Annotated in this window: 13 protein-coding genes and 1 pseudogene; 7 read left to right on the top strand and 7 right to left on the bottom strand. The window is 71.2% G+C overall.

The window, feature by feature from the left end:
• Window positions 1-122 precede the first annotated feature (122 nt).
• Window positions 123-896 carry a GntR family transcriptional regulator gene (locus ACWFR3_RS38485; RefSeq protein WP_453739349.1) on the bottom strand — a complete coding sequence of 258 codons (774 nt, stop codon included), beginning with the start codon at window positions 894-896 and terminating at the stop codon, window positions 123-125.
• Between the two features lie 135 nt (window positions 897-1,031).
• Between ACWFR3_RS38485 and ACWFR3_RS38480 the strand changes: the two genes are divergently transcribed.
• Together ACWFR3_RS38480 and ACWFR3_RS38475 are read left to right on the top strand one after the other, a co-directional pair.
• Complete coding sequence (locus ACWFR3_RS38480) at window positions 1,032-1,883, top strand: (2Fe-2S)-binding protein (RefSeq protein ID WP_453739348.1); 852 nt, start codon at window positions 1,032-1,034, stop codon at window positions 1,881-1,883.
• A 232-nt stretch (window positions 1,884-2,115) separates the two neighbouring features.
• Window positions 2,116-3,174, top strand: coding sequence for a DUF2637 domain-containing protein (locus ACWFR3_RS38475; RefSeq protein ID WP_453739347.1), 1,059 nt, complete (start codon window positions 2,116-2,118; stop codon window positions 3,172-3,174).
• Between the two features lie 39 nt (window positions 3,175-3,213).
• Here ACWFR3_RS38475 and ACWFR3_RS38470 read toward each other — a convergent pair whose 3' ends face one another.
• Window positions 3,214-3,636 carry an ATP-binding protein gene (locus ACWFR3_RS38470; RefSeq protein ID WP_453739346.1) on the bottom strand — a complete coding sequence of 141 codons (423 nt, stop codon included), beginning with the start codon at window positions 3,634-3,636 and terminating at the stop codon, window positions 3,214-3,216.
• 277 nt (window positions 3,637-3,913) lie between these two features.
• Here ACWFR3_RS38470 and ACWFR3_RS38465 point away from each other — a divergent pair, with 277 nt between their 5' ends.
• Complete coding sequence (locus ACWFR3_RS38465) at window positions 3,914-6,970, top strand: alpha-mannosidase (protein ID WP_453739345.1); 3,057 nt, start codon at window positions 3,914-3,916, stop codon at window positions 6,968-6,970.
• A gap of 16 nt (window positions 6,971-6,986) precedes the next feature.
• Here the strand turns inward: ACWFR3_RS38465 and ACWFR3_RS38460 are convergent, their stop codons facing one another.
• From ACWFR3_RS38460 to ACWFR3_RS38450, 3 genes are all read right to left on the bottom strand, one after another.
• Window positions 6,987-8,729 carry a pyruvate dehydrogenase gene (locus tag ACWFR3_RS38460; protein ID WP_453739344.1) on the bottom strand — a complete coding sequence of 581 codons (1,743 nt, stop codon included), beginning with the start codon at window positions 8,727-8,729 and terminating at the stop codon, window positions 6,987-6,989.
• Between the two features lie 74 nt (window positions 8,730-8,803).
• Window positions 8,804-10,489, bottom strand: coding sequence for a protein phosphatase 2C domain-containing protein (locus ACWFR3_RS38455; RefSeq protein ID WP_453739343.1), 1,686 nt, complete (start codon window positions 10,487-10,489; stop codon window positions 8,804-8,806).
• A gap of 129 nt (window positions 10,490-10,618) precedes the next feature.
• Window positions 10,619-14,377 (bottom strand): S8 family serine peptidase, encoded by a 3,759-nt coding sequence (locus tag ACWFR3_RS38450; RefSeq protein WP_453739342.1) that lies wholly within the window; start codon window positions 14,375-14,377, stop codon window positions 10,619-10,621.
• 239 nt (window positions 14,378-14,616) lie between these two features.
• Between ACWFR3_RS38450 and ACWFR3_RS38445 the strand changes: the two genes are divergently transcribed.
• The 4 genes and pseudogenes from ACWFR3_RS38445 (at window position 14,617) to ACWFR3_RS38430 (ending at window position 19,039) form a co-directional block, all read left to right on the top strand.
• Window positions 14,617-15,600 (top strand): helix-turn-helix transcriptional regulator, encoded by a 984-nt coding sequence (locus ACWFR3_RS38445; RefSeq protein WP_453739341.1) that lies wholly within the window; start codon window positions 14,617-14,619, stop codon window positions 15,598-15,600.
• A gap of 60 nt (window positions 15,601-15,660) precedes the next feature.
• Entirely contained in the window at window positions 15,661-16,143 is a 483-nt protein-coding gene (locus ACWFR3_RS38440) for a DUF456 domain-containing protein (RefSeq protein WP_453739340.1), read from the top strand.
• Window positions 16,144-16,282: 139 nt separating this feature from the next.
• A pseudogene (locus ACWFR3_RS38435) lies at window positions 16,283-18,613 on the top strand (glycosyl hydrolase family 95 catalytic domain-containing protein).
• A gap of 57 nt (window positions 18,614-18,670) precedes the next feature.
• Window positions 18,671-19,039: a PPOX class F420-dependent oxidoreductase gene (locus tag ACWFR3_RS38430; protein WP_453739339.1), complete on the top strand. Its 369-nt coding sequence runs from the start codon at window positions 18,671-18,673 to the stop codon at window positions 19,037-19,039.
• 177 nt (window positions 19,040-19,216) lie between these two features.
• Here ACWFR3_RS38430 and ACWFR3_RS38425 read toward each other — a convergent pair whose 3' ends face one another.
• Both ACWFR3_RS38425 and rsgA read right to left on the bottom strand, forming a co-directional pair.
• Window positions 19,217-20,569, bottom strand: a complete 1,353-nt coding sequence (locus tag ACWFR3_RS38425; protein WP_453739350.1) for a bifunctional transcriptional activator/DNA repair enzyme AdaA — start codon at window positions 20,567-20,569, stop codon at window positions 19,217-19,219.
• A gap of 109 nt (window positions 20,570-20,678) precedes the next feature.
• Window positions 20,679-21,797 (bottom strand): ribosome small subunit-dependent GTPase A, encoded by a 1,119-nt coding sequence (gene rsgA / locus ACWFR3_RS38420; protein ID WP_453739338.1) that lies wholly within the window; start codon window positions 21,795-21,797, stop codon window positions 20,679-20,681.
• Window positions 21,798-21,876 lie beyond the last annotated feature (79 nt).

Genomic DNA, 21,876 nt, shown 5'->3' with positions numbered 1-21,876 from the left:
GGGCTGGATAGATCCAGCCCGGCCGGCGTTTGAGGCCATCTTTTCGGGGGTCCAGGGGGCGGAGCCCCATGGTTTCGGGAAGGGGCGGGATTGGGGAGAGCCCCGCAGGGAACGCCCGGACCTCAGCCCCCGGACCCGGCGAAGTGCTCCCGCACCAACGTCTGGACGACCGCCAGGTCCTGTGCCGCCAACGCCTCCAGCAGAGCCATATGCTCCGCCGCGTCAGCGACGAGGTCCGCCCGGCGGCCATGGACGGGGCCGCTCACGAGGGGCCACTGCGACCGGCGGTGGAGATCGTCCGCGACCTGCACCAGCTGCTGGTTCCCCGAAAGGGCGAGTACCGCCCCGTGAAAGGCACGGTCGGCCTCCGCATACCGGGCAAGATCCCCACCCGCCGCAGCCACCGCACTCGCCTCCGCAAGAGGACGAAGCTCACACCACCGCGCCACCGGCACCGTACGGGCAAGGCGCAACATCACCGGCACCTCGATCAGCGCCCGCACCTCCGCCAGCTCCCCCAGCTCACGAGCGCTCCGCTCGGTGACCCGGAAGCCGCGGTTGGGCACGACCTCCACGGCCCCCTCGGTCGCCAGCTGCTGCATCGCCTCACGCACGGGAGTCGCCGAGACCCCGAACCGCTCGCCGAGCGCGGGCGCCGAGTACACCTCGCCCGGCGCGAGCTCGCCCCCGACGAGCGCGGCCCGCAGGGCGTCCAGGATCTGCCCGCGGACCGAATTCCGCTGCACGGCCTTGCGGGGCGCGGGCAGGACCGCCTCCGCATGCGTGTGCTCACCCCGAGCCGGAGCCGGGCCCGGAGCAGGAGCCTGCGAGCCCCGCGGCTGCTCCGGCACACGGACGGCGAGGCGGTACGCGTCATGCGCTCTGGCCTGCTCCACGAGGTCCACCCCAAAGTCCGCTCGGTCCGAAAGGTACGAGAGGCACCATAGGCGGACAGCCCCGCAGTTGAAACCTCGATCATTCCGGGTAAGGTTAGGCTTACCTGTAATCGATCGTGATTCGGTGGTTCCCTCATGTCCGTCCCCACCCTGGCCAAGCGCGCCCCGAGCGCCCTCGCGGACGCCTACGCCCGCCTCGCCGAGGTGTTTCCCGGACTGCGTGTGAGCGAGCTCGGCGACGACGAGCAGGCCCCACAGGGCGGCGGCTGGGTCACCGCCTCCCGGCTCGCGGAGGGCGGGGCCGATCTCGACGCTTTTCTCGCGTGGGACGAGGCGCAGGTACAGAGGGACTACGGACAGGCGGGGCGACCGGACGTCATCGCCAGCTTCGCCCTGCACCGCTATGCCTGGCCCGCCACCCTGCTCATCACCGTGCCGTGGTTCCTGCTCCGCAGGGTCCCCCGTTTCCCCGTGCAGAACGTCTCCTACGAGCGCACCCTCGGCCGCCTGGCCGTCCGCAGCACGGGCTTCGCCTGCCTGCCCGACGACCCGGCCGCCACTCTTCCGGGCGCACACGTCGTAGCGGACGAGGAGGCGCTGCGCGCGGAGGTCCGGGACGCGGTCGCCGAGCACCTGGGACCGCTCCTCGACGCCTTCGGGCCTCGGATGCGGCGCCGCTCGCGCGCCCTGTGGAGCCTGGCCACGGACGAGATCGTGGAGGGGCTCTGGTACATCGCGCACCTCCTCGGCGAAGAGGAGCGCGCCACGGCCGACCTGGAGCGGCTGCTGCCCGGCGCCACCAAGCCGTACGTGGGCACGGCGGGGTTCCGTGAGCTGACGGGACCGAACGGCGAATCGCTGCCGACGCGGGATCGCGCGAGCTGCTGCATGTTCTACACGCTGCGTCCCGAGGACACCTGCGTGACGTGCCCGCGCACCTGCGACGCGGACCGAATCGAGCGCCTGAGCGCCGCCGCTGCGGCCTGACCCGGCCCTCGCACCGGACCAAAACCGCAACCCCTCCTCCTTGAACCACCCTTTCGTGTTCGTTTAATCGAACTCAACTCCCAACTCCGTGGGCTGAGTTCGAGGAAAACGGCGCGCGCCGCACCCCTTTGCACCCCCCTACGCGTTCTCTTGCCCCGAAACCCCTCTGAGGGCCATCGGGATTGGGTCACTATGGCGCCCGAACGCCCTACCGCGACGCAAGGGACCCCAGATGAGACTGACCGACATATCGCTGGACTGGCTGCTTCCGGGCTGCGTCCTGCTCCTGGGCATGCTGGTGGCGGTGGCAGTACTCGCACGCGGCAAGCGCGCCGGCCAGAAGGCGGCCGCAAGTGCCGCCGGCGACGACTCCTGGGAACGCAGCGAGGAACGCCGAAGGCGCAAGGAAGCCATCTACGGATCGGCCTCGTACGTTCTGCTGTTCTGCTGTGCGGCGGTGGCCGCCGCGCTCTCGTTCCACGGCCTGGTCGGCTTCGGCCGGCAGAATCTCAACCTCACCGACGGCTGGGAGTACCTCGTCCCGTTCGGGCTCGACGGCGCGGCGATGTTCTGCTCCGTGCTCGCCGTGCGCGAGGCGAGTCACGGTGACGCGGCCCTCGGGTCGCGGCTCCTGGTGTGGACGTTCGCGGGTGCCGCCGCCTGGTTCAACTGGGTGCACGCGCCCAGGGGCCTGGGCCACGCGGGCGCCCCGCAGTTCTTCTCCGGGATGTCGCTCTCGGCCGCGGTGCTCTTCGACCGCGCGCTGAAGCAGACCCGACGTGCGGCGCTGCGCGAACAGGGCCTGGTGCCCAGGCCGTTGCCGCAGATCCGGATCGTGCGGTGGCTGCGCGCGCCGCGGGAGACCTTCGGCGCCTGGTCGCTGATGCTCCTGGAAGGCGTACGCAGCCTGGACGAGGCGGTCGAGGAGGTCCGCGAGGACCGGCGCGAGAAGCAGCGCACCCGGACCACCAGGCGGGACCGGGAGAAGCTGGAGCGTGCGCAGCTCAAGGCGATCAGCAGGGGCCAGCGCGGCCTGCTCGGGCGCGGCGGAGGGCGTCAGGTCGACCTGCCGGCCGTCACGTCGGCCGCGGGGTCCGCGCAGGTCACCGCGGACCCTTCCATAGCAACGCAGGAGCAGCTTCCCCTGCGTTCCCGTCCCTCCCTCCAGGCCGTGAAGAACGGTTCTGAACCCGTCACCGTCGACCTCACCGCCGAGGACGACACCCAGGCGCTGCCACGGCTGGACTCCCTGGAGCGGAAGCTCAAGGATCTGGAGCAGCAGTTCGGCTGATGTCAGCAGCGCGGGACGGGAGTCGGTCGGCGGTCCGGTTCAGGCCGGGCCGCCGTCCAGTTCGAACCACACCACCTTCCCGACGCCATGTGCCCGCACGCCCCATGCGTCGGAGAGGGACTGCACGAGCACCAGGCCCCGGCCGTGCGTGCTGTCGTCGGCGTTCGCCGCGCTCAGCTTCGGGCGGCGCCCGACGAAATCCCTGACCTCGACCCGCAGCCTGCCCGGCCGCACAGTCGCCGTCAGGATGGCGTCACGATCGGTGTGCACCAGTGCGTTCGTGACCAGTTCGCTGGTCAGCAACTCGGCTATCTCGGATTTTCCGGGCCGCCCCCAGGACCGGAGAAGTTCACGCAGCGCTCCCCTGACTTCCGGGACCGCCCGCAGGTCGGATCGCCCCAATCTGCGCCGGAGCTGAGCCCGATGGAGCTCTGCCGGCTTGTTGTCGGTCGGCTCGTCCATTGCTTTCGGCGAAGAGGCCCCGAGATGAATGGGACCGCCTCCTCTTACTTGCCTTGTCATGTTCCCCGCCCACAAACGAGTCATTTCCTCCCTGCTCGAACACGTTCACGGAATGCATGCCCCACTCGGTTGGCGGCACTCATGTCCATTTCTCAACCATTGGAGTGGGTGCGCCCTGGCCAGTCGGGGAAGTGAAGCCGGTGGACCGTTTCTGCTTGATCCCGACCGGGCCCTCCCGCGCCACACCGGGCCCGCCCGAGCACCCCGAGGAGCCGCCGTGCACGACGACCGACTGCTGGTGGAGGGACGCCTGGAGCGCGCCCTGCGGCAGTTCATCCGCCCCGCCCAGTACGCGGACCGCGTGCCGCTCGCCCTCTCCGTCTGGCACGCGCCGGGCGAGCCCGTCCCCGTCGCCGATGCCCTGGCCGCCTCGTACGAGGACTTCGAGACCGGCACCGCCTGGGGAAAACCCTGGTCAACCAGTTGGTTCCGGCTGCGCGGTCAGGTGCCCGACGCCTGGCGCGGGCGCCACGTCGAGGTGGTCGTCGACCCCGGCTTCACCGGTGAGGGGCCGGGCTTCCAGGCGGAGGGTCTGGTGTACGACGCGTCGGGCGTACCCATCAAGGGCATTCACCCCCGCAATCGGCACATTCCCGTGGCAGCTGCCGCGCAGGGGGGCGAGCAGGTGCACCTACTCCTGGAAGCGGCGGCCAACCCAACCGTTCTGCATGACTTCGAACCGACACCCCTGGGCGACGTACTGACCGCGGGTGATGGCCCCATCTACCGATTCGCGTCTGCCGACGTCGCCGTACTGGACGAGGACGTTTGGCAGTTGACGCTGGACATCGAGGTCCTTTCCGAGCTCATGTACGAACTGGACGCCGCCCGTCCGCGGCGCCACGAAATTCTGCGTGCCCTGGAGCGAGCGCTCGACGCCCTCGATCTGCACGACGTGTCGGGCACGGCGGCGGCGGCCCGCGCCGAGCTCGCTGAGGTCCTCGCGAGCCCCGCACACGCCAGCGCACACCGAATCTCGGCCACCGGGCACGCCCACATCGACTCGGCCTGGCTGTGGCCGCTGCGCGAGACGGTGCGCAAGGCGTCGCGCACCTTTGCCAATGTGACGGCTCTCGCAAAGGACTATCCCGAGCTGGTCTTCGCCTGTTCGCAGGCCCAGCAGTACGCCTGGGTCAAGGAGCACCAGCCGCACATCTGGGAGCGCATCAAGAAGGCCGTCGCGGACGGCAACTGGTCGCCGGTGGGTTCGATGTGGGTCGAGTCGGACGCCAACATGCCGGGCGGCGAGGCCCTTGCCCGGCAGATCACGCACGGGATGCGGTTCTTCCGCGAGGAGCTGGGGGTCGAGACGGAGGAGATCTGGCTGCCGGACTCCTTCGGCTACACGGCGGCGTTCCCGCAGCTGGCGAAGCTCGCGGGCGTCCGCTGGTTCCTCACCCAGAAACTGAGCTGGAACCAGTCCAACAAGATGCCGCACCACACCTTCTGGTGGGAGGGCATCGACGGCACCCGGGTCTTTACGCACTTCCCCCCGGTGGACACCTACAACTCCCAGTTCCACGGTGCCGAACTCGCTCACGCCGAGAAGAACTTCACCGAGAAGGGCCGCGCTTCCCACTCTCTTGTCCCGTTCGGCTGGGGCGACGGCGGCGGTGGTCCGACCCGGGAAATGCTGGAGAAGGCACGGCGACTGCGGTCCCTGGAGGGTTCGCCGCGGGTCGAGATCGTCAAGCCGTCGAAGTTCTTCGCCGACGCCGAGGAGGAGTACGGGACGCAGGCGCCCGTCTGGTCGGGCGAGCTCTATCTGGAGCTGCACCGCGCCACGTACACCTCGCAGGCGGCCACCAAGCGCGGCAACCGACGCACCGAACACGCCCTGCGCGAGGCCGAGTTGTGGTGCACGGCAGCCGCCGTGCGCGACCCCGCGTACGTCTACCCCTACGGGCCCCTCGACCGGCTCTGGAAGACCGTGCTCCTGCACCAGTTCCACGACATCCTGCCGGGCTCGTCCATCGCCTGGGTGCACCGCGAGGCGCGCGACACGTACGCGCGCGTGCTCGCCGAGCTCGACGAGATCACCGCGGCGGCGGTCCGCTCGCTCGGCCCGGGAGGGCCCGCCGCGTTCAACGCGTCGCCGTACGCGCGCAGTGAGGTCGTCACGGCCGACGACGGCACCCTGGTGCACGTCAACGTCCCGGCCCTGGGCAGCAAGGGGCTCGAAGAGGCCGCCTCGTACACGCGCGAGACCGGGGCGACCGCTCTGCTCGCCGACGGCGAGATCCAGCTCCTGAACGAGCACTTGCGCGTCGCCATCGACGCGGACGGGCTCCTGACCTCCGTGCACGACATCGACGGACACCGCGAGGTCCTCTCCCCCGGTTCGCGCGGCAACCTCCTCCAGCTGCATCCCGACCACCCCACGCACTACGACGCGTGGGACCTCGACAAGCACTACCGCAACACGCACACCGACCTCACGGACGCCGAGTCCGTGGAGCTCGTCGAGGACGGGCCGCTGCGTGTCGCCGTCCGTGTGGTGCGGGCCTTCGGGAACTCGCGGATCACCCAGGAGATCCGCCTCGCGGCGGGCAGCCGCCGTATCGACGTCGTCACGGAGGTCGACTGGCGCGAGTCGGAGAAGGTGCTCAAGGCGGCCTTCCCGCTGGACGTGCACGCCGAACGGTCGGCCGCCGAGATCCAGTTCGGGCACGTGCACCGCTCCACGCACGCCAACACCGGCTGGGACGCGGCCCGTTTCGAGATCTGCGCGCACCGGTGGCTGCGGGTCGCCGAGGAGGCGTACGGCGTGGCGGTGCTCAACGACTCGACGTACGGCCATGACGTGACGCGCGCGCCGCACGGCGACGGGCTCGGCACCACCGTGCGCCTCACGCTGCTTCGCGCGCCGCACAGCCCCGACCCGGAGACGGACCTGGGCGTGCACCGGTTCACGTACGCGCTGCTGCCCGGTGCGACCACGGGTGACGCGGTCGCGGAGGGGCTCGCCCTCAACCTGCCGCTGCGGGTGGCCGACGCGCCCGTGCTGCCGTCCCTGGTGAGCGTCGACAATCCGGCGGTGACCGTGGAGTCGGTGAAGCTCGCGGACGACGGCAGCGGCGATGTGGTGGTGCGGCTCTACGAGTCGCGGGGCGGGCGCGCGGCGGCCGTGCTCACCACGTCGTTCGCGGTGAGCACGGCCGAGGTGACCGACCTCCTGGAGCGTCCGCTCGAAGCGGCACACACCGACGGCGATGGCCTCGTGCTCGCACTGCGTCCGTTCCAGATCCTGACGCTCAGGCTGCGTCCGGCCTGAGTCGGTCGGTGGCCCGTCAGGGGCGTGGCACGTTCCGCAGGTTGGAGCGTGCCATCTGGACCATGCGGCCGACCCCGCCGTCCAGGACGATCTTGCTGGCGGAGAGCGCGAAGCCGGTCACCATCTCGGAGCTGATCTTGGGCGGGATGGAGAGGGCGTTCGGGTCCGTGACGATGTCGACGAGGGCGGGGCCCTTGTGCGCGAAGGCGTCCTTCAGGGCGCCTTGGAGCTGCTTGGGCTTCTCGACGCGCACTCCGTAGGCGCCCGCGGCGCGGGCCACCGCGGCGAAGTCGGGGTTGTGGTTGGCCGTGCCGAACGAAGGGAGCCCGGCCACCAGCATCTCCAACTCGACCATGCCGAGAGCCGAGTTGTTGAACAGGACGACCTTCACCGGCAGGTCGTGCTGGACGAGGGTGAGGAAGTCGCCCATCAGCATGGAGAATCCGCCGTCGCCCGACATGGAGATCACCTGGCGCTTGCGGTCGGTGAACTGGGCGCCGATCGCCTGCGGCAGGGCGTTGGCCATCGAGCCGTGGCTGAAGGAGCCGATGATGCGGCGTTTGCCGTTCGGGGTGAGATAGCGGGCCGCCCAGACGTTGTTCATGCCCGTGTCGACGGTGAACACCGCGTCGTCGGAGGCCAGTTCGTCCACCACGGACGCCACGTATTCGGGGTGGATCGGGATGTGCTTCTCGACCTTGCGCGTATAGGCCTTGATGACGCCTTCGAGCGCGTCCGCGTGCTTCTTGAGCATCTTGTCGAGGAACTTGCGGCTGGTCTTGGGCGTGACGCGCGGGGTGAGACAGCGCAGGGTTTCGCGTACGTCGCCCCAGACGGCGAGGTCCAGCTTGGAGCGGCGGCCGAGGCGCTCGGGGCGCACGTCGACCTGGGCGATCTTGACGTCGTCGGGCAGGAAGGCGTTGTACGGGAAGTCGGTGCCGAGCAGGATGAGCAGGTCGCACTCGTGGGTGGCCTCGTAGGCGGCGCCGTAGCCGAGCAGGCCGCTCATGCCGACGTCGTACGGGTTGTCGTACTGGATCCATTCCTTGCCCCGCAGGGCGTGGCCCACCGGAGACTTGATCTTCTCGGCGAACTCCATGACCTCGGCGTGCGCGCCCGCCGTGCCACTGCCGCAGAAGAGAGTGACCCGGTCGGCCTCGTCGATCATCGCGGCGAGCTTGTCGATCTCCGCGTCGCCCGGGCGTACGGAGGGGCGCGAGGTGACGAGGGCGGTCTCGACGGCCTTCTCCGGTGCCGGCTCGTCGGCGATGTCTCCGGGCAGGGTGACGACGCTGACGCCGGACTGCCCGATCGCGTGCTGGATGGCGCTCTGGAGCAGCCGTGGCATCTGCTTCGGGCTGGAGATCATCTCGCTGTAGTGACTGCACTCCTGGAAGAGCCGGTCGGGGTGGGTCTCCTGGAAGAAGGAGAGTCCGATCTCGCTCGACGGGATGTGCGAGGCGAGCGCGAGGACGGGCGCCATGGAGCGGTGGGCGTCGTAGAGGCCGTTGATCAGGTGGAGGTTGCCCGGGCCGCAGGAGCCGGCGCAGACGGCGAGATTCCCGGTGATCTGGGCCTCGGCACCGGCCGCGAAGGCGGCGGTCTCCTCGTGCCTGACCTGCACCCATTCGATGCCCTTGGTGCGCCTGATCGCGTCCACGACCGGGTTGAGGCTGTCGCCCACGACTCCGTACATGCGGCGCACGCCGGCGCGGACGAGGATGTCGACGAACTGCTCGGCGACGTTCTGCTTGGCCATGGCTACCCGAACCCTTCAGTCCCCTTGACTCCCTTGTGACTCTCTTGGGGTCCATGAATTCACAGAGAGGGCGCTCACGCCTCCCAAACGGCGGCTGCCGTTCGGTCGTCCGCGTATCCCTTGACCCTGACCTGGATGTCCGCGAGGAAGGCCGCGAGGCCCGGCGGGCCGCTCTTGGACCACCGCTGCGTGAGGTGCGCGGCGAGCTCGGGCTCGCCGCTCAGGGGCTCGGCGAGGCCGCCGCTGCAGAGCAGCAGGGCATCACCCGGGCGGGCTACGGAGGCGCGGAAGCGGAAGGGTTCGCGGGGCGGGGGCTCGGGAGCGGGCTCGTACGGACTCGGGGGCGTGATGATCCCCATGTCCATGGTGAGCCGATCCCCGTCAGGGGTCTGGGGCGGCACGGACCCGAACCCCACGACGGGCGGCCCCGCGTCCCCCGCGGTGTCGCTGACGTGCGGCTCGATGTCCTGCCATGCGCCGTCCCGCAGCCGGAAGAGCCCGCCGCTCCCGACGCCGAAGAAGACGCGGGTACGGCACTCGGGGTCGGCGGGCAGGAGCAGGCAGCGCAGGGACGCCGCGTACTCCTCGGGCTCGATGCCCAGGTCGGCGGCGTGCGCGCGGAGTTTGCCGAGGCTGCGGTCGGTGAGCCGGTGCAGGCCGCTCTTGAGGTCGCCGCGCCGGGCGGCCCGGATGTCCTCGGAAAGCCGCTGATGGCTGCGGCCCACGGCCCGCCCGATCCAGGCGCAGGCCTCGGCGGCGGCGCGATGGGCTCCCGGCGTGGCCCGCGCGCCGGTGGCCATGGCGACCAGGACGAGGGCGCTCTCCCCCGCCCCGAACCGCGCGGTGAGCAGCGAGTCGCGCCGCGGTTCGCCGCGGTAGCGCGCGGAGTCCCCGCGCACGGAGACGGCTCGCAGGGTGGAGGTTCCGTAGCGGGCGCCGTCGAGCACGGTGTCGGCGACCAGATCGCCGAGGTCGTCGGGGTCGGCGACGGGCAGGACGGTGGGCTCGGCGTCGTAGGTGGGCGGGCCGTCGCCCACGTACGGAACGGCGTCCACGGGTGCCGCCGTCGCGGACGGCTCCCGTTCGACCGGGGCGGGTGCCTGCGGGTCCGCCGGGGCAGGTGCCTGCGGGTCCGGAACCGCGGATGCCTCGGGCACGCGGGGCGCGGGGACCGCGGTCGTGCGGCTCGGATCGCCGGGCGGCTTCGACGGCGGCCCCGCCGGGAAAGTGACCGGCCCTGTGGGCGCGGCGGACGCCTCCCAGGGGGCGACGCCCGGACGGACGCGGGCGGCGGGAGGGGGCTCGTACGGAGGCGAAGGGTTGTACGGAGGCGGGGGGTCGTACGAAGGCGGCGGCGCTTCGGCCTGGCCCAATGGCTCACCCTGCGTGAACGGCCCGCCCCGCGCGGCGCCGGTGTCGCGGACGGGCGGCTCCCCCGTGGCCGCGGGATCCGGCGTCCGCGGGCCGAGGTCCCGGGTGGCGTCCGGCGCGCCCCGCCGGTCCCGGAGATCCGGGGGCGGCGGCTCCGGGTCGGGTAAGCGGCCCGGACGCGGGAGGGTTCCTTCCGCGCCCTCGCCCGCGGGGGAAGCATCGGCCACGTCCTCGCCGGCCGCCGCGGAGACCGCCGAGGCGAACCTGTCGTCGAGGCTGTCGGCCGCCTCGGCCGGCCCCGTGTCATGAGCGGAGTCGTCGTACAGCTGACCCCACCAGTCGTCCTCCTGGCCGGAGGCCCCGTCGTGCCTCTCCCCCTGCTGGCTCATGCCCCTATTGTCCACCGCAGAGGCCGTACGAAAACGGTTCATCCGGAAATTACGGCCACCGGAAGGGTGATGAGGACCGCCGGGCGGGCCCACCCCCCACGGGAGGACCGCCCGGCGGCGTCTGTGTGTTTATCGCACGTCGTAGGCGCGAGCCACTGTCTGAGTGACGGAACTTCCGTTCGTATCCGTCAGTTCGGTCCTGAGCCAGACCTGCTTCCCCGAGGCGCCCGAGTGATGCACGGTGGCGGTCCACTTCCCCTTGGCGGCGGCCGTCTTCGCTTCGGTCCAGGTCTTGCCCTCGTCGTACGAGTAGGCCAGGGCCGCCGACTTGATCGTGCCGGGCTCGTAGCCGGCGTGTCCCGTCGCCGTCAGTCCGATCCGCTGGCCGTCCTTCGCCGCCAGGGTCTTCATGCCGTCCTCCGGCAGCTCGTAGCGCGGGAACAGCATCGGGATCCCCTGCGAGTACTCCTCCTCGTCGAGGTGCGAGCGGAACGCCCACGTGGTCTGCGTGTCCGTGGACCGGTGCCAGACCTTCGAGCCGATCTTCCGCGTGTTCAGGGTGAGTTCGTACGCGGAGTCTTCCGCGGGCACCGAGAACACGCCGGACGGCCAGCCGGACTCGCCGACGACCTCGCCGTTCCGCTTCAGCTGGACATTGCCGATGTCGCCGAAGCCGCCCTGGATGCCCGCGTGTTCACCGTCGCCCCAGAATCCGGGCGCGACGCCGATCAGATTGCCCTGCCGCTCCCCGGCGAGAGCGAGCTTGCCCGCGGCGTCCCGCGGCGCGGCGGGGGCCAGCACTCCCTCGTACCACTTCTCGCTGCGCCGCTCCCCCTTCTCGTACGTCCGCACCGGGTCGATCATGAACTCGCCGAACGGGAAGCTGCTGGACACCTGGTGGCCCCAGCCGGTGGTGCCCGCCGAGTAGTACTCGGTGCGCTTGCCGGGGGCCGGGACCGACTCGATGTCGGCGAAGTACACCTCAAGGCCCGAGGGGCGGACGGCGGACGGCAGGTCCACGTAGTCCGTTGCCGTGCCCATCGCGCGGTACGTCGCCTCGTTCGCGGCGAGGTCCTTGTCCCGCACCCGGTAGGTGCGGTCGTCGCGGATCTGGCCGGTCCCGGGGAAGGCGAGGTTGTAGACGTAGGGGCTCTTCGCCGTCGCCTGCCACTTCAACTCGACTTTGCCGTCCTCCAGTTGTGCGAGGAGGGAGGTTGCCTCGGCCGTCTCGATGCCGAGGACCGGCAGCGGGGAGCCGCTCAGGCCGGCCGAGGGGTACCAGCGGCCGGGTGCCGCGCGGTGGGCGACGACCGCGATCGCGCCCGCGGCCTTCGCGGCCGACGCCACGGCGGTGGCGGAGCCGCTGTCCGGGACCTTGACCAGGGCGATCCTGCCCTTGACCCCGGCGGCCTCCAACTCATCGGGCGTACCGGACTCTGCGTCCACGAGAGCGGCACTGCCCGTGCCGTCGAGGTTGGCCGAGCCGGTGGAGGCGGTCACGGCGTGCAGCGGCTTGCCGCCCACTACGGAGAGCTCGGAGAGCAGGGGCGCCGCGGCGCGCCAGTAGCTGCCGGACTCGAAGGTGCCGTCGGTGGCCTTGCCCTCGACTGACTGGTAGAAGCCGCGGATGGAGCGCGGGCCCGAAGCGGTGCCCGCGTGCAGCCAGTTGTCGGTGCCCCAGGTGCGGGCGAAGCCGAGGGAGGCGCCGCGCACCTCGGACTCCTTGTCCGTCCTGACGGCGAGGCGGTGTGCCTTGCGGGCGTCGAGCGTGACGGTCATGTCCTTCTTGACCTCGACCTGCGGCCGGGCCATGTGCGTGAGGGAGTCGGTCAGCGTGCCGCCGTCCGCGTCCGGGGTCGCGATGAACCCGGTCAGGAAGTAGGCGCCGGGGCGTACTTGGTACGTCTGGTCGTTCGCGCCTTCGTTGAAGCGCCGCTCACCGCTGGCGTCGTCGGTGCCGATGAGGTCGACGGACGAGGGTCCCGTGGCGGGCTTTCCGTCCCGGCCGACGAGCTTCACGCGGAGGCTTACGGTCTCGGGCTGTACGTAGAGGGAGAAGGGCGTGGAGACCGCGACGCCCCCGTCGGCCTTCGCCAGGACGCGGCCGGTCACGTCGCCGTACTGGGCGCGCTTGAGGCCGGCGTGCGGGTCCAGCTTCAGCGGGACCTTGACCGTGGCACCGGCGGCGACCTTCACGGAGCTCCGGCCGAGCTTGGCGATGCCCGAGCGCACGGCCGAGCCGTCGTTGCCGGTGACGCCCTGCACGGACAGTTTCAACTGCACCGTCTTGTCGGTGGTGTTGGTGTACGGGACGTGGACCGTGGTGCGGTCCGAGTTGTCCTGAGGCCAGCCGAAGCTGCCGCCCTGCACGGCCGGTGAGCCGAGCACCTTCTGGTCGACGGCCGCCTTCACGTCGAGCCGTCCGCCGCCGGTCTCGGTGACGTCACCGGGGATGCCGCTGTCCGCCGACGAGACGAGGGCCGACTTGATCTGCCGGGCGGTCCAGTCCGGGTGGCGCTGCTTGACCAGGGCTGCGGCGCCCGCGACGTGCGGGGTCGCCATCGACGTACCGCTCATGGACTGGTACGCGTAGATGCCCCTGCCGCCCGCAGCGGCGGCGGAGATCTCGACGCCGGGCGCGGCGATCTCCGGTTTGAGGGTGTGCGAGCCGTACGCGGGCCCCCGGCTGGAGAAGGAGGCCGTCGAGTCGTCGCGGTCGACGGCGCCGACGGTCAGGACGCTGGGCGCGCAGCCGGGCGAGGACACGGAGTTGAGGCCGGGTCCCGTGTTGCCGGCGGCGAGGACGAACAGGGTGTTCCCGGCGGACTGCGCGAGTTCCTCGGTCGCCGTGCTCATCGGGTCCGTGCAGTCGGTGCGCGCCGGGTTGCCCAGGCTCATGGAGACGACGTCGGCCTTCTCGTCGACGGCCCACTGCATGCCCGCGATGATCCACGACGTGGCGCCGGAGCCGCTGTCGTTGAGGACCTTGCCGTGCAGCAGTTCGGTGCCGGGCGCCACGCCCTTCTTCTTGCCGTCGCTCGCCGCGCCGGTGCCGCCGACCGTGGAGGTGGTGTGCGTGCCGTGCCCCTGGCGGTCCTCGTTGTCCGGCGAGTCGGTGAAGTTCTTCGTCGCGCCGATGCGGCCCTTGAGGTCGGGGTGTCCGGCGTCGGCGCCGGTGTCGAGGACGGCGACCTTGGTGCCCTTGCCGTCGTAGCCCGCGGCCCAGGCCTCGGGGGCGTGCACCTGCTTCGTCGACTGATCGAGGGTGGCCTCGACCTTGGTGTCGAGCCAGAGCTTCTTCAGGTGGGACGACGCGGCACGGGACTTCGTCGACGTGACATCGGCCCAGAAGTCGGCGGCCTTCTTCTTGTCGGCCTTCAGCGCGACACCGTCGACGGGTTCGAGTACGAGTCCGCGCTCGGCGCCGCGCGGAGTGGCGGGCACCGTGCGCGCGACGTCGACGGACTTGTCGTACACGGCGATCAGCGGAAGCTTCTTGGCGTGCGCGTCGTCGTAGCCCTGGCGGACGAGCCCGGTGACGTTGAAGAGCTCCTCGTCGACCGTGCCCCCGGCGATCGCGTGGACGGCGCCCTCGGGGTAGACGTACAGGTCCTTGCCGGACTGCCGGGTCTGGATGAGCGGCACCGTGCCGTCGGCGGCGGGCAGTGCGGTGGCGCCCGCGCGGTCCTTGCCGTCGGTCGTCACGAGGATGCGGTCCCCGGTGACGAGGGTGACGACGGAGCTCCCCTCGTTCCGTGGGGCGCTCCCCACCGGCGGACTCGTGTCCGACGCGGCCGCGCGTGGCTCGGCCACGGACGGGACGGCCGCGGTGACGGCGAGGACGGCGGCGGACGCCGCCACCAAGGCCGTGCGCGATATCGGGCGCATCGCTCTCCCCAGGGTTGTCGGGCAAGCAGGGTTGTCGGGCATACAGGTCTTCAGGGCATGCGGAACCACGGCCGAAATCGGACCAAAAGCCGTATTCGCGGCTGCCGTTGGTGCTGCGGTGGCGTCACCTTGGCAGAGAGGCGGGGGGTGCGGGGATGATGTCCCGGGGCGGGTTTACGCCGTGGCTCTTTTCCGCCAGGGCGCCGTCGGAACGCATCCTGGGGAGGGACGGTCGCCGCATGCTGGCTGCGATAGGTCTGGACGAGACGCACGAGTCGGCGTACCGCGCGCTTGTGGCGGTGGGCGCCGCCGACGTGCCCGATCTCGCGCGGCGGCTCTCGCTGGGCGAGCCGGAGACGGTGCGTGCGCTGCGCCGCCTGGAGCTGGCGGGACTCGCGGCCCAGGCGTCCGGCAAGGCGGGCCGGTGGGTGGCGGCTCCGCCGGGTGTCGCGCTCGGCGCGCTCCTGACCCAGCAGCGGCACGAGCTGGAGAAGGCGGAGCTCGCGGCGAAGCTGCTCGCCGAGGAGTACCGCGCGCAGGCCGCCGAGCCCGCGGTGCACGATCTGGTCGAGGTGGTGACCGGCGCGGGCGCGGTGTCGCAGCGCTTCCTCCAGCTCCAGCTGGGCGCGAGCACCGAGGTGTGTGCCCTGGTGACCGGCAACCCCGTGGCGATCACCGGCATGGAGAACAACGCGGAGGAGCAGGCCGCGGGCCGTGGCGTCAGCTACCGCGTGGTGGTCGAACGCTCCGTGCTCGCGCTCCCCACCGGCCTCCTCGAACTGTCGACGGCGATCGGCCGCAACGAACAGGTGCGCGTCGTGGACCGCGTCCCGACCAAGCTGGTGATCGCCGACGGCTCCCTTGCGATGGTGCCGCTGACCTCGCGCAGGGCGGAGCCCGCCGCGCTCGTGGTGCACGCCAGCGGCCTGCTCGAATCACTGTCCGGGCTCTTCGAGGCGGTGTGGCGCGACGCGCTGCCGCTGCGGCTCGGCGAGAGCGGCCGCTCGGTCACCGAGGACGCCCCCGACGGGCCCGACGGCGCCGACCTGGAGATCCTTTCGCTGCTGCTCGCGGGCCTGACGGACGCGAGCGTCGCCAAACAGCTCGATCTGGGGCTGCGGACGGTGCAGCGCCGGGTCAAGCGCCTGATGGAGCTGACGGGCGTGACGACCCGGTTGCAGCTGGGGTGGCATGCGTACGAACGGGGCTGGGTGGCGCGCTGAAACCCAGGTCGGGCTGACGTGCGACCTGCGGTTTTGTCCTGGTTCCGGCACCCTTGACAGATGGGAGCGTGGGAACTCCTGCTGGTGGGAGTGGTGCTGCTGCTCGGCATCGGCGGAGTACTTGTGCCCGGCGTGCCGGGGCCGTGGCTGGTGTGGGCCGCGGTGCTGTGGTGGGCGCTGCAGGACCCGGAGCCGATGTCCTGGTGGGTCCTGGTCGGCGCGTCCGTCGTGCTCCTCGTGGCACAGGGCGTGCGCTGGCTGCTGCCTCCGCGGCGCTTCAGGGAGAGCGGCGCCACGCGCCGGACGGCCGTGTACGCGGGGGCCGGGGCCCTGGTGGGGTTCTGCGTGGTGCCGGTGATCGGGTCACTTCCGGGGTTCATCGGAGGGATTTACCTGGGCGAGCGACTGCGGCTCGGCGGGCACGGGGAGGCGGCGACGGCGACGCGGACGGCCATGCGGGCGGGCGGCTGGAGCGTCCTGACGGAACTGTTCGCGTGCCTGGTCATCGCGGGGGCGTGGCTGGGGGCCGTGATCTGGGGTTGAGACCCCGAGCAGCGTTCACGTACATGTACCCCCATCGGATCTATCCCGACTCATTGACTCGCTGCCGCACCCTCTCTAGCTTTCAGCAGGGCAAAGCTCCGATGAATCGCTGGCTCGACTTGCTGACTGGGGAGACGCGATGCCAAGACCGTCCAGAAGGACCGTGCTCGCCACCGGATCGGCGGTCGGCGGCGCGCTGCTGGCCGGTGGCCTGCCCGCACAGGCCACCGCCGCGCCCCGGAAGGCCGTGGACGTCAGCACACCGGGCGACCCCTGGCGCTCCGTCCTCGACGACGCCGATCTGGTCTGGCAGAAACTGCCGAAGACCTGGTACGAGGGCCCTTACCTCGGCAACGGCTTCCTCGGCTCGGGTATCTACGCGGAACCGAGTACGCAGCCGGGCGGCGAACCCACGGCCCTGCGCTTCAACATCCAGCACTCCGAGGTGCAGGACCACCGCCCCGAGTTCGGCTCCCTCTTCGGCCTCGCGCGCCTCCCGATCGGCCACTTCACCCTGGAGCCCGTCGGCAGGATCACCGGCATCGACTGGCGGCTGCGGCTGCGCGACGCCGAGCTGACCGGCACCCTCACCACGGACAAGGGCACCCTGAAGCTCCGCGCGCAGGTGCACAACACGCGCTCCGTCCTGGCCGTCGAGGTCACCCCCAGTGCGGGCGAGCGCGGCTTCCGCTGGGTTTTCCACCCCGCGGAGGCGATCAGCCCGCGCGCCGCGTTCAAACCGCTGCCGGAGGGATACGGGGCCAACCCGCCCGCCGAGGTGAAGGAGTACGACGGCGTCACGGCCGCCGTACAGCCGCTGCTCGCCGGCGGGCAGCACGTCACCGCGTGGCGGGAGCGGACGCGGGGCGGCGCACGAACGCTGTACGTGAACGTGGCGCACTCGCATCCGAAGTCCACGGCCCGCGACCGTGCGGTGCGCGCGGTGCGGGGCGCGGCGGCTCTCCCGTACGACGGGCTCGCGGTCTCGCACCGCGCGTGGTGGCACGCGTACTACCGCAAGAGCTTCCTGTCGCTGCCCGACGCCCGGATGCAGCGCTTCTACTGGATCCAGCTCTACAAGACCGCGGCCGCCGCCCGCCGCGACGCCCCGGTGATGGCGACCTGCGGCCCCTGGCTGGAGCCGACGCCCTGGCCCAACACCTGGTGGAACCTGAACGTGCAGCTGGAGTACTGGCTGATCCACGGCTCCAACCACATCGAACTCGACGCCGTCACCCGCGCGTTGAGCGAGTTCCGGTCCAACCTCACCAAGGAGATGGCGGCCCCCTACCGCGCCGACTCCCTCGGCATCCCCCGCACCACGGACCCGTCCCTGGTGAACGGCGCGTCGGTCACGGACGGCGGCTACGGAGTCGGCATCCCCGGCCAGGACCCGCCGACCCCCGAGGTCGGCAACCTCACCTGGGCGCTGCACAACGTCTGGCTGACCTACCGTCACACGATGGACGAGTCGATCCTGCGCGACGTCCTGTTCCCCCTCCTGCGCAAGGCGGTCAACTACTACCTGCACTTCCTGGAGCCGGGCACGGACGGCAAACTGCACCTCCCGGCGACCTACTCCCCCGAGTACGGCGGCAACTCACGGGACTGCAACTACGACTTGATGCTGCTGAAGTGGGGCTGCCGCACGCTTCTCGACACTGCGGAACTCCTCGGAGCGGACGACAAGTTGGCCCCGCGCTGGCGGGATGTGCTGGGCAGACTGACGGCATACCCGACCGACGCGAACGGCTACATGATCGGCGCGGACATCCCCTTCGCGAAGTCGCACCGCCACTACTCCCACATGCTCGCGGTCTACCCGCTGTACGAGGTGACGGGCCGCACCGCGGACGAACGCGCCCTCATCGAGAAGTCCCTGGCCCACTGGGTCGGCTTCGAAGGCGCCCTGCAGGGCTATACGTTCACCGGTGCCGCCTCGATGTCCGCGCTGCTCGGCAAGGGCGAGGACGCCCTGAAGTACCTCGGGTAGCTGATGTCCCGCTTCATCCAGCCCAACACCATGTACAAGGAGTCGGGCCCGGTCATCGAGACCCCGCTCTCCGCCGCGCAGTCCCTGCACGACATGGTCTGCCAGTCCTGGGGCGACGTCATCCGCGTCTTCCCCGCACTGCCGTCGGCGTGGGCGGACCTCGCGGTGCACAACTTCCGTACGCAGGGGGCGTTCCTGCTGAGCGCGGTGCGGGAGGGCGGGGTGACCCGGTGGGTGCGGCTGGCGAGCGAGGCGGGGGCGCCTTGTGTCGTGCGGCACGGGATCGCGGGGGCGGTCGATGTGCGGGACGGGCGGGGGCGGCCTCTTTCGTACGAGGACGTGGGCGAGGGCGTGGTGCGGATCGCCCTCCGGCGCGGCGAGTCGGCGCTCGTGACGGCCAAGGGCGACAGGCCCGACCTGCGGATCGCTCCGGTCGAGCCGAACGAGGAGGCGCCGCGCTGGGGCCTGCCCGCCTGACGCCCCCGGGGCGATGGGTCCGATGCGTGGACGGGGTACGCGTGCGAGGCTCGCGCCATGACCGAATTCAGCGAGGCCGAGCGGGCGTACCTGAAGTCCCAGCGTCTGGGCAGGATGGCGAGCGTCGACGCAACGGGCCAGCCACAGGCGAATCCCGTCGGGTTCTTCCCGCAGGACGACGGGACGATCCTGATCGGTGGTTACGCACTTGGGACCACCAAGAAATGGCGCAACCTCCAGAAGAATCCGAAGGTGTCGCTGGTCGTGGACGACATCGTGAGTGAGCGGCCGTGGAAGGTGCGGGGTGTCGATATCCGGGGGGACGCGGAACTCCTCACGGGGCCGCATGAGTTGGGCCCTCACTTCAGCGAGGAGCTGATCCGGATCCATCCTCGGCGGATCCATAGCTGGGGGCTGGAGCAGTAATCAGTCGCCTTGGCGGACGTCATCACCGGCTCCGCCGAGTTCGTCCTCAAACTCCCCCAAGCTCTTAAAGAGCAGGGGGGACCCCCATGACGGGCTGAAATTTTCAGCCCGTCCGGCGTTTGAGGACGCCCCCGCGCAGCGGGTTTTCGGGAAGGGGCGGGGTTGGGGAAAGTGTTCCTACCCCGCCGTCAGCAGATGCCGCACCCCGTACGACCGCCACGGCCGCCACCCCTCGGGCACATCAAGCCCGGGCAACCCCACATCAGGGTCCCCCAACGCCCGCATCCGGATCAGCGCCACCGCACCCGCATCAACACCCGCCAGACCCGACAGCCCCGCCCCCGCATCCTCCCGATCCGCCCCCGCATCAAGCCGTACCCGCCCATCGGCAAGCGCGGCGGCAAGCTCCCCCAGGGGCCCCGGCTCACCGGCAAGCGCGCCGGGCTCGGGGAAGACATGGGTGAGGGAGCCGCACGGCGCGTCCAGCGCCTTCCCGTACCGCTCCACCAGCAGCGAAGCCGCCTCCCGCCCCACAAGCACCCGCACCGCGAACTCATCGGGATCCGCGGCCCCGGGCGACCGCAGACCGGGCCGGGCCGCGACCAGCGGGGCGAGCCGCGGATCGGCACCGAGCCGCTCGTCCACGGCGTACGGATCCGCGTCGAGGTCGAAGAGCCGCCGCAACCGCTGCACGGCGGTCGTGAGGTCACGGAGGTCGGTCAGGTGGAGCCGGGCGTCCAGCCACCCGCCGACCCCGTGGTCACTCTCCTCGACGGCCACGATCCCGGTGCCGTACGGCAGCCGCAGCGTACGACGGTACGTCCGCCCGCCCGGATCCCCGCTCACCTGCTCGACCCCGGCGACGGCCTCGTCGGAGAGCAGGTCGAAGACGGCGCCGGCGTCGTAGGCCCCCCGGTAGGCGAGTCGCAGCGGCACCCCGGCCGTCGGCGTCGCCCGCCCCGCGCCCCCGCCACGCGGCGCGGCGGCCCGCAGCGCGGTGGGCGTGAGGGCGTACACCGCCCGGATCGTGTCGTTGAACTGCCGCACGCTGGCAAACCCCGCGGCGAACGCGATCTCCGTGATCGGCAGCCCCGTGGTCTGGAGCAACACCCGCGCGGTGTGCGCCCGTTGGGCCCGCGCGAGGGCGACCGGCCCCGCCCCGAGCTCGGCGGTGAGCTGCCGCTGCACCTGCCGGGAGCTGTAGCCGAGCCGTACGGCGAGACCGGGGACGCCCTCCCGGTCGACGACACCGTCACCGATCATGCGCATGGCGCGGCCCACCACGTCCGCGCGCACGTTCCACTCCGCGGACCCCGGCACGGCGTCCGGGCGGCAGCGCCTGCAGGCCCGGAATCCGGAGCCCTGGGCGGCTGCCGCCGTCGTGTAGTAGCGGACGTTCTGGCGCTTCGGGGTGACGGCGGGGCAGCTGGGCCGGCAGTAGATGCCGGTGGTCTCGACGGCGAAGAAGAACTCTCCGTCGAAGCGTGCGTCGCGGCTGCGAACCGCCTCGTACCCGGTCTCTTCATCGATCACGTTTCCAGTGTGCGGCCCCGCCGGTCCTTCGGCTGGCGGAATTCGGACACCACGTTGCGGAGGCACCGGAGTACCGGAGCACCTCCGCAACGCTGCCCTGCCGCGGCTAGCGGAACCGGCCCCGCTTGGCCTCCATGGCCGCCTTCCCCTCCGCGCCCCGCAGCTTCCACTCGCGTCGCATGTCCGCGCGGAGCCTCGCGTCCGTCTTGGCGACGATGCGCTGGTTCTCGCGGATCAGCTTGCGGTAGCTCTCCAGGCGGCGGTCCGGGAGCGTGCCGTCCGCCACGGCCGCGAGTACCGCACAGCCGGGCTCGGCGGTGTGGGCGCAGTCGTGGAAACGGCAGTCGGCCGCCAGCTCCTCGATCTCGGAGAAGACCTGGCCGACGCCCGACTCCGCGTCGAACAGACCGACTCCGCGCAGCCCCGGCGTATCGATGAGGACGCCACCGGCGGGGAGCACGAGGAGGTTGCGGGTCGTCGTGGTGTGACGGCCCTTGCCGTCCACGTCACGGGCGGCGTTGACGTGCTGGACGTCCTCGCCGATCAGGGCGTTGGCCAGGGTCGACTTGCCCGCTCCTGACTGGCCGAGCAGGACGGACGTGCCACCGGCGACGACGGCGCACAGGACGTCGACGCCCTCCCCGGTGGCGGCGCTGACCGGGAGCACCTGGACGCCGGGTGCCGTCGTCTCCACGTCCTCGACGAGGTAGGACAGGCCCGTGGCGTCCGGGACCAGGTCGGCCTTGGTGAGGACGACGAGCGGCTGGGCGCCGGACTCCCAGGCCAGGGCGAGGAACCGCTCGATCCGGCCGAGGTCGAGCTCGACGGCGAGCGAGACCGCGATGATCGCGTGGTCGACGTTGGCCGCGAGGATCTGCCCCTCGGACCGCTTGGAGGAGGTGGAGCGCACGAAGGCGGTACGGCGCGGCAGGAGCGTGCGCACGTAGCGCGGATCACCGCCGTCGGGGTCGACGGCGGCCCAGTCCCCCGTGCACACGACCTTCAGCGGATCGTGCGGAACGACGAACTCGGTGTCGGCGCGGATGACGCCCTCGGGGGTGACGATGTCGCACTGCCCGCGGTCGACGCGCAGGACACGGCCGGGCAGCAGGCCCTGAGCCGCGTACGGGGTGAACTCGGCCTCCCGGTCCGCGTCCCAGCCGTAGGGCGCGAGGGTGTTCGGGGACGGAGAGGAGAAAGCCTGCAGGGATGCAGAGGAAGACAAGGGTGACCCTTCACAGGGGTGGCCCCGGCATCCGCGCACGCTGGTGCGCGGGAAAGAGATCGAGTGTCAGCCGGCGGCC

It is taken from the genome of Streptomyces sp. NPDC055189, from assembly GCF_053606765.1.
Note: the sequence above shows the minus strand (reverse complement) of the source record. Positions and strands in the feature narration are given on the sequence as shown.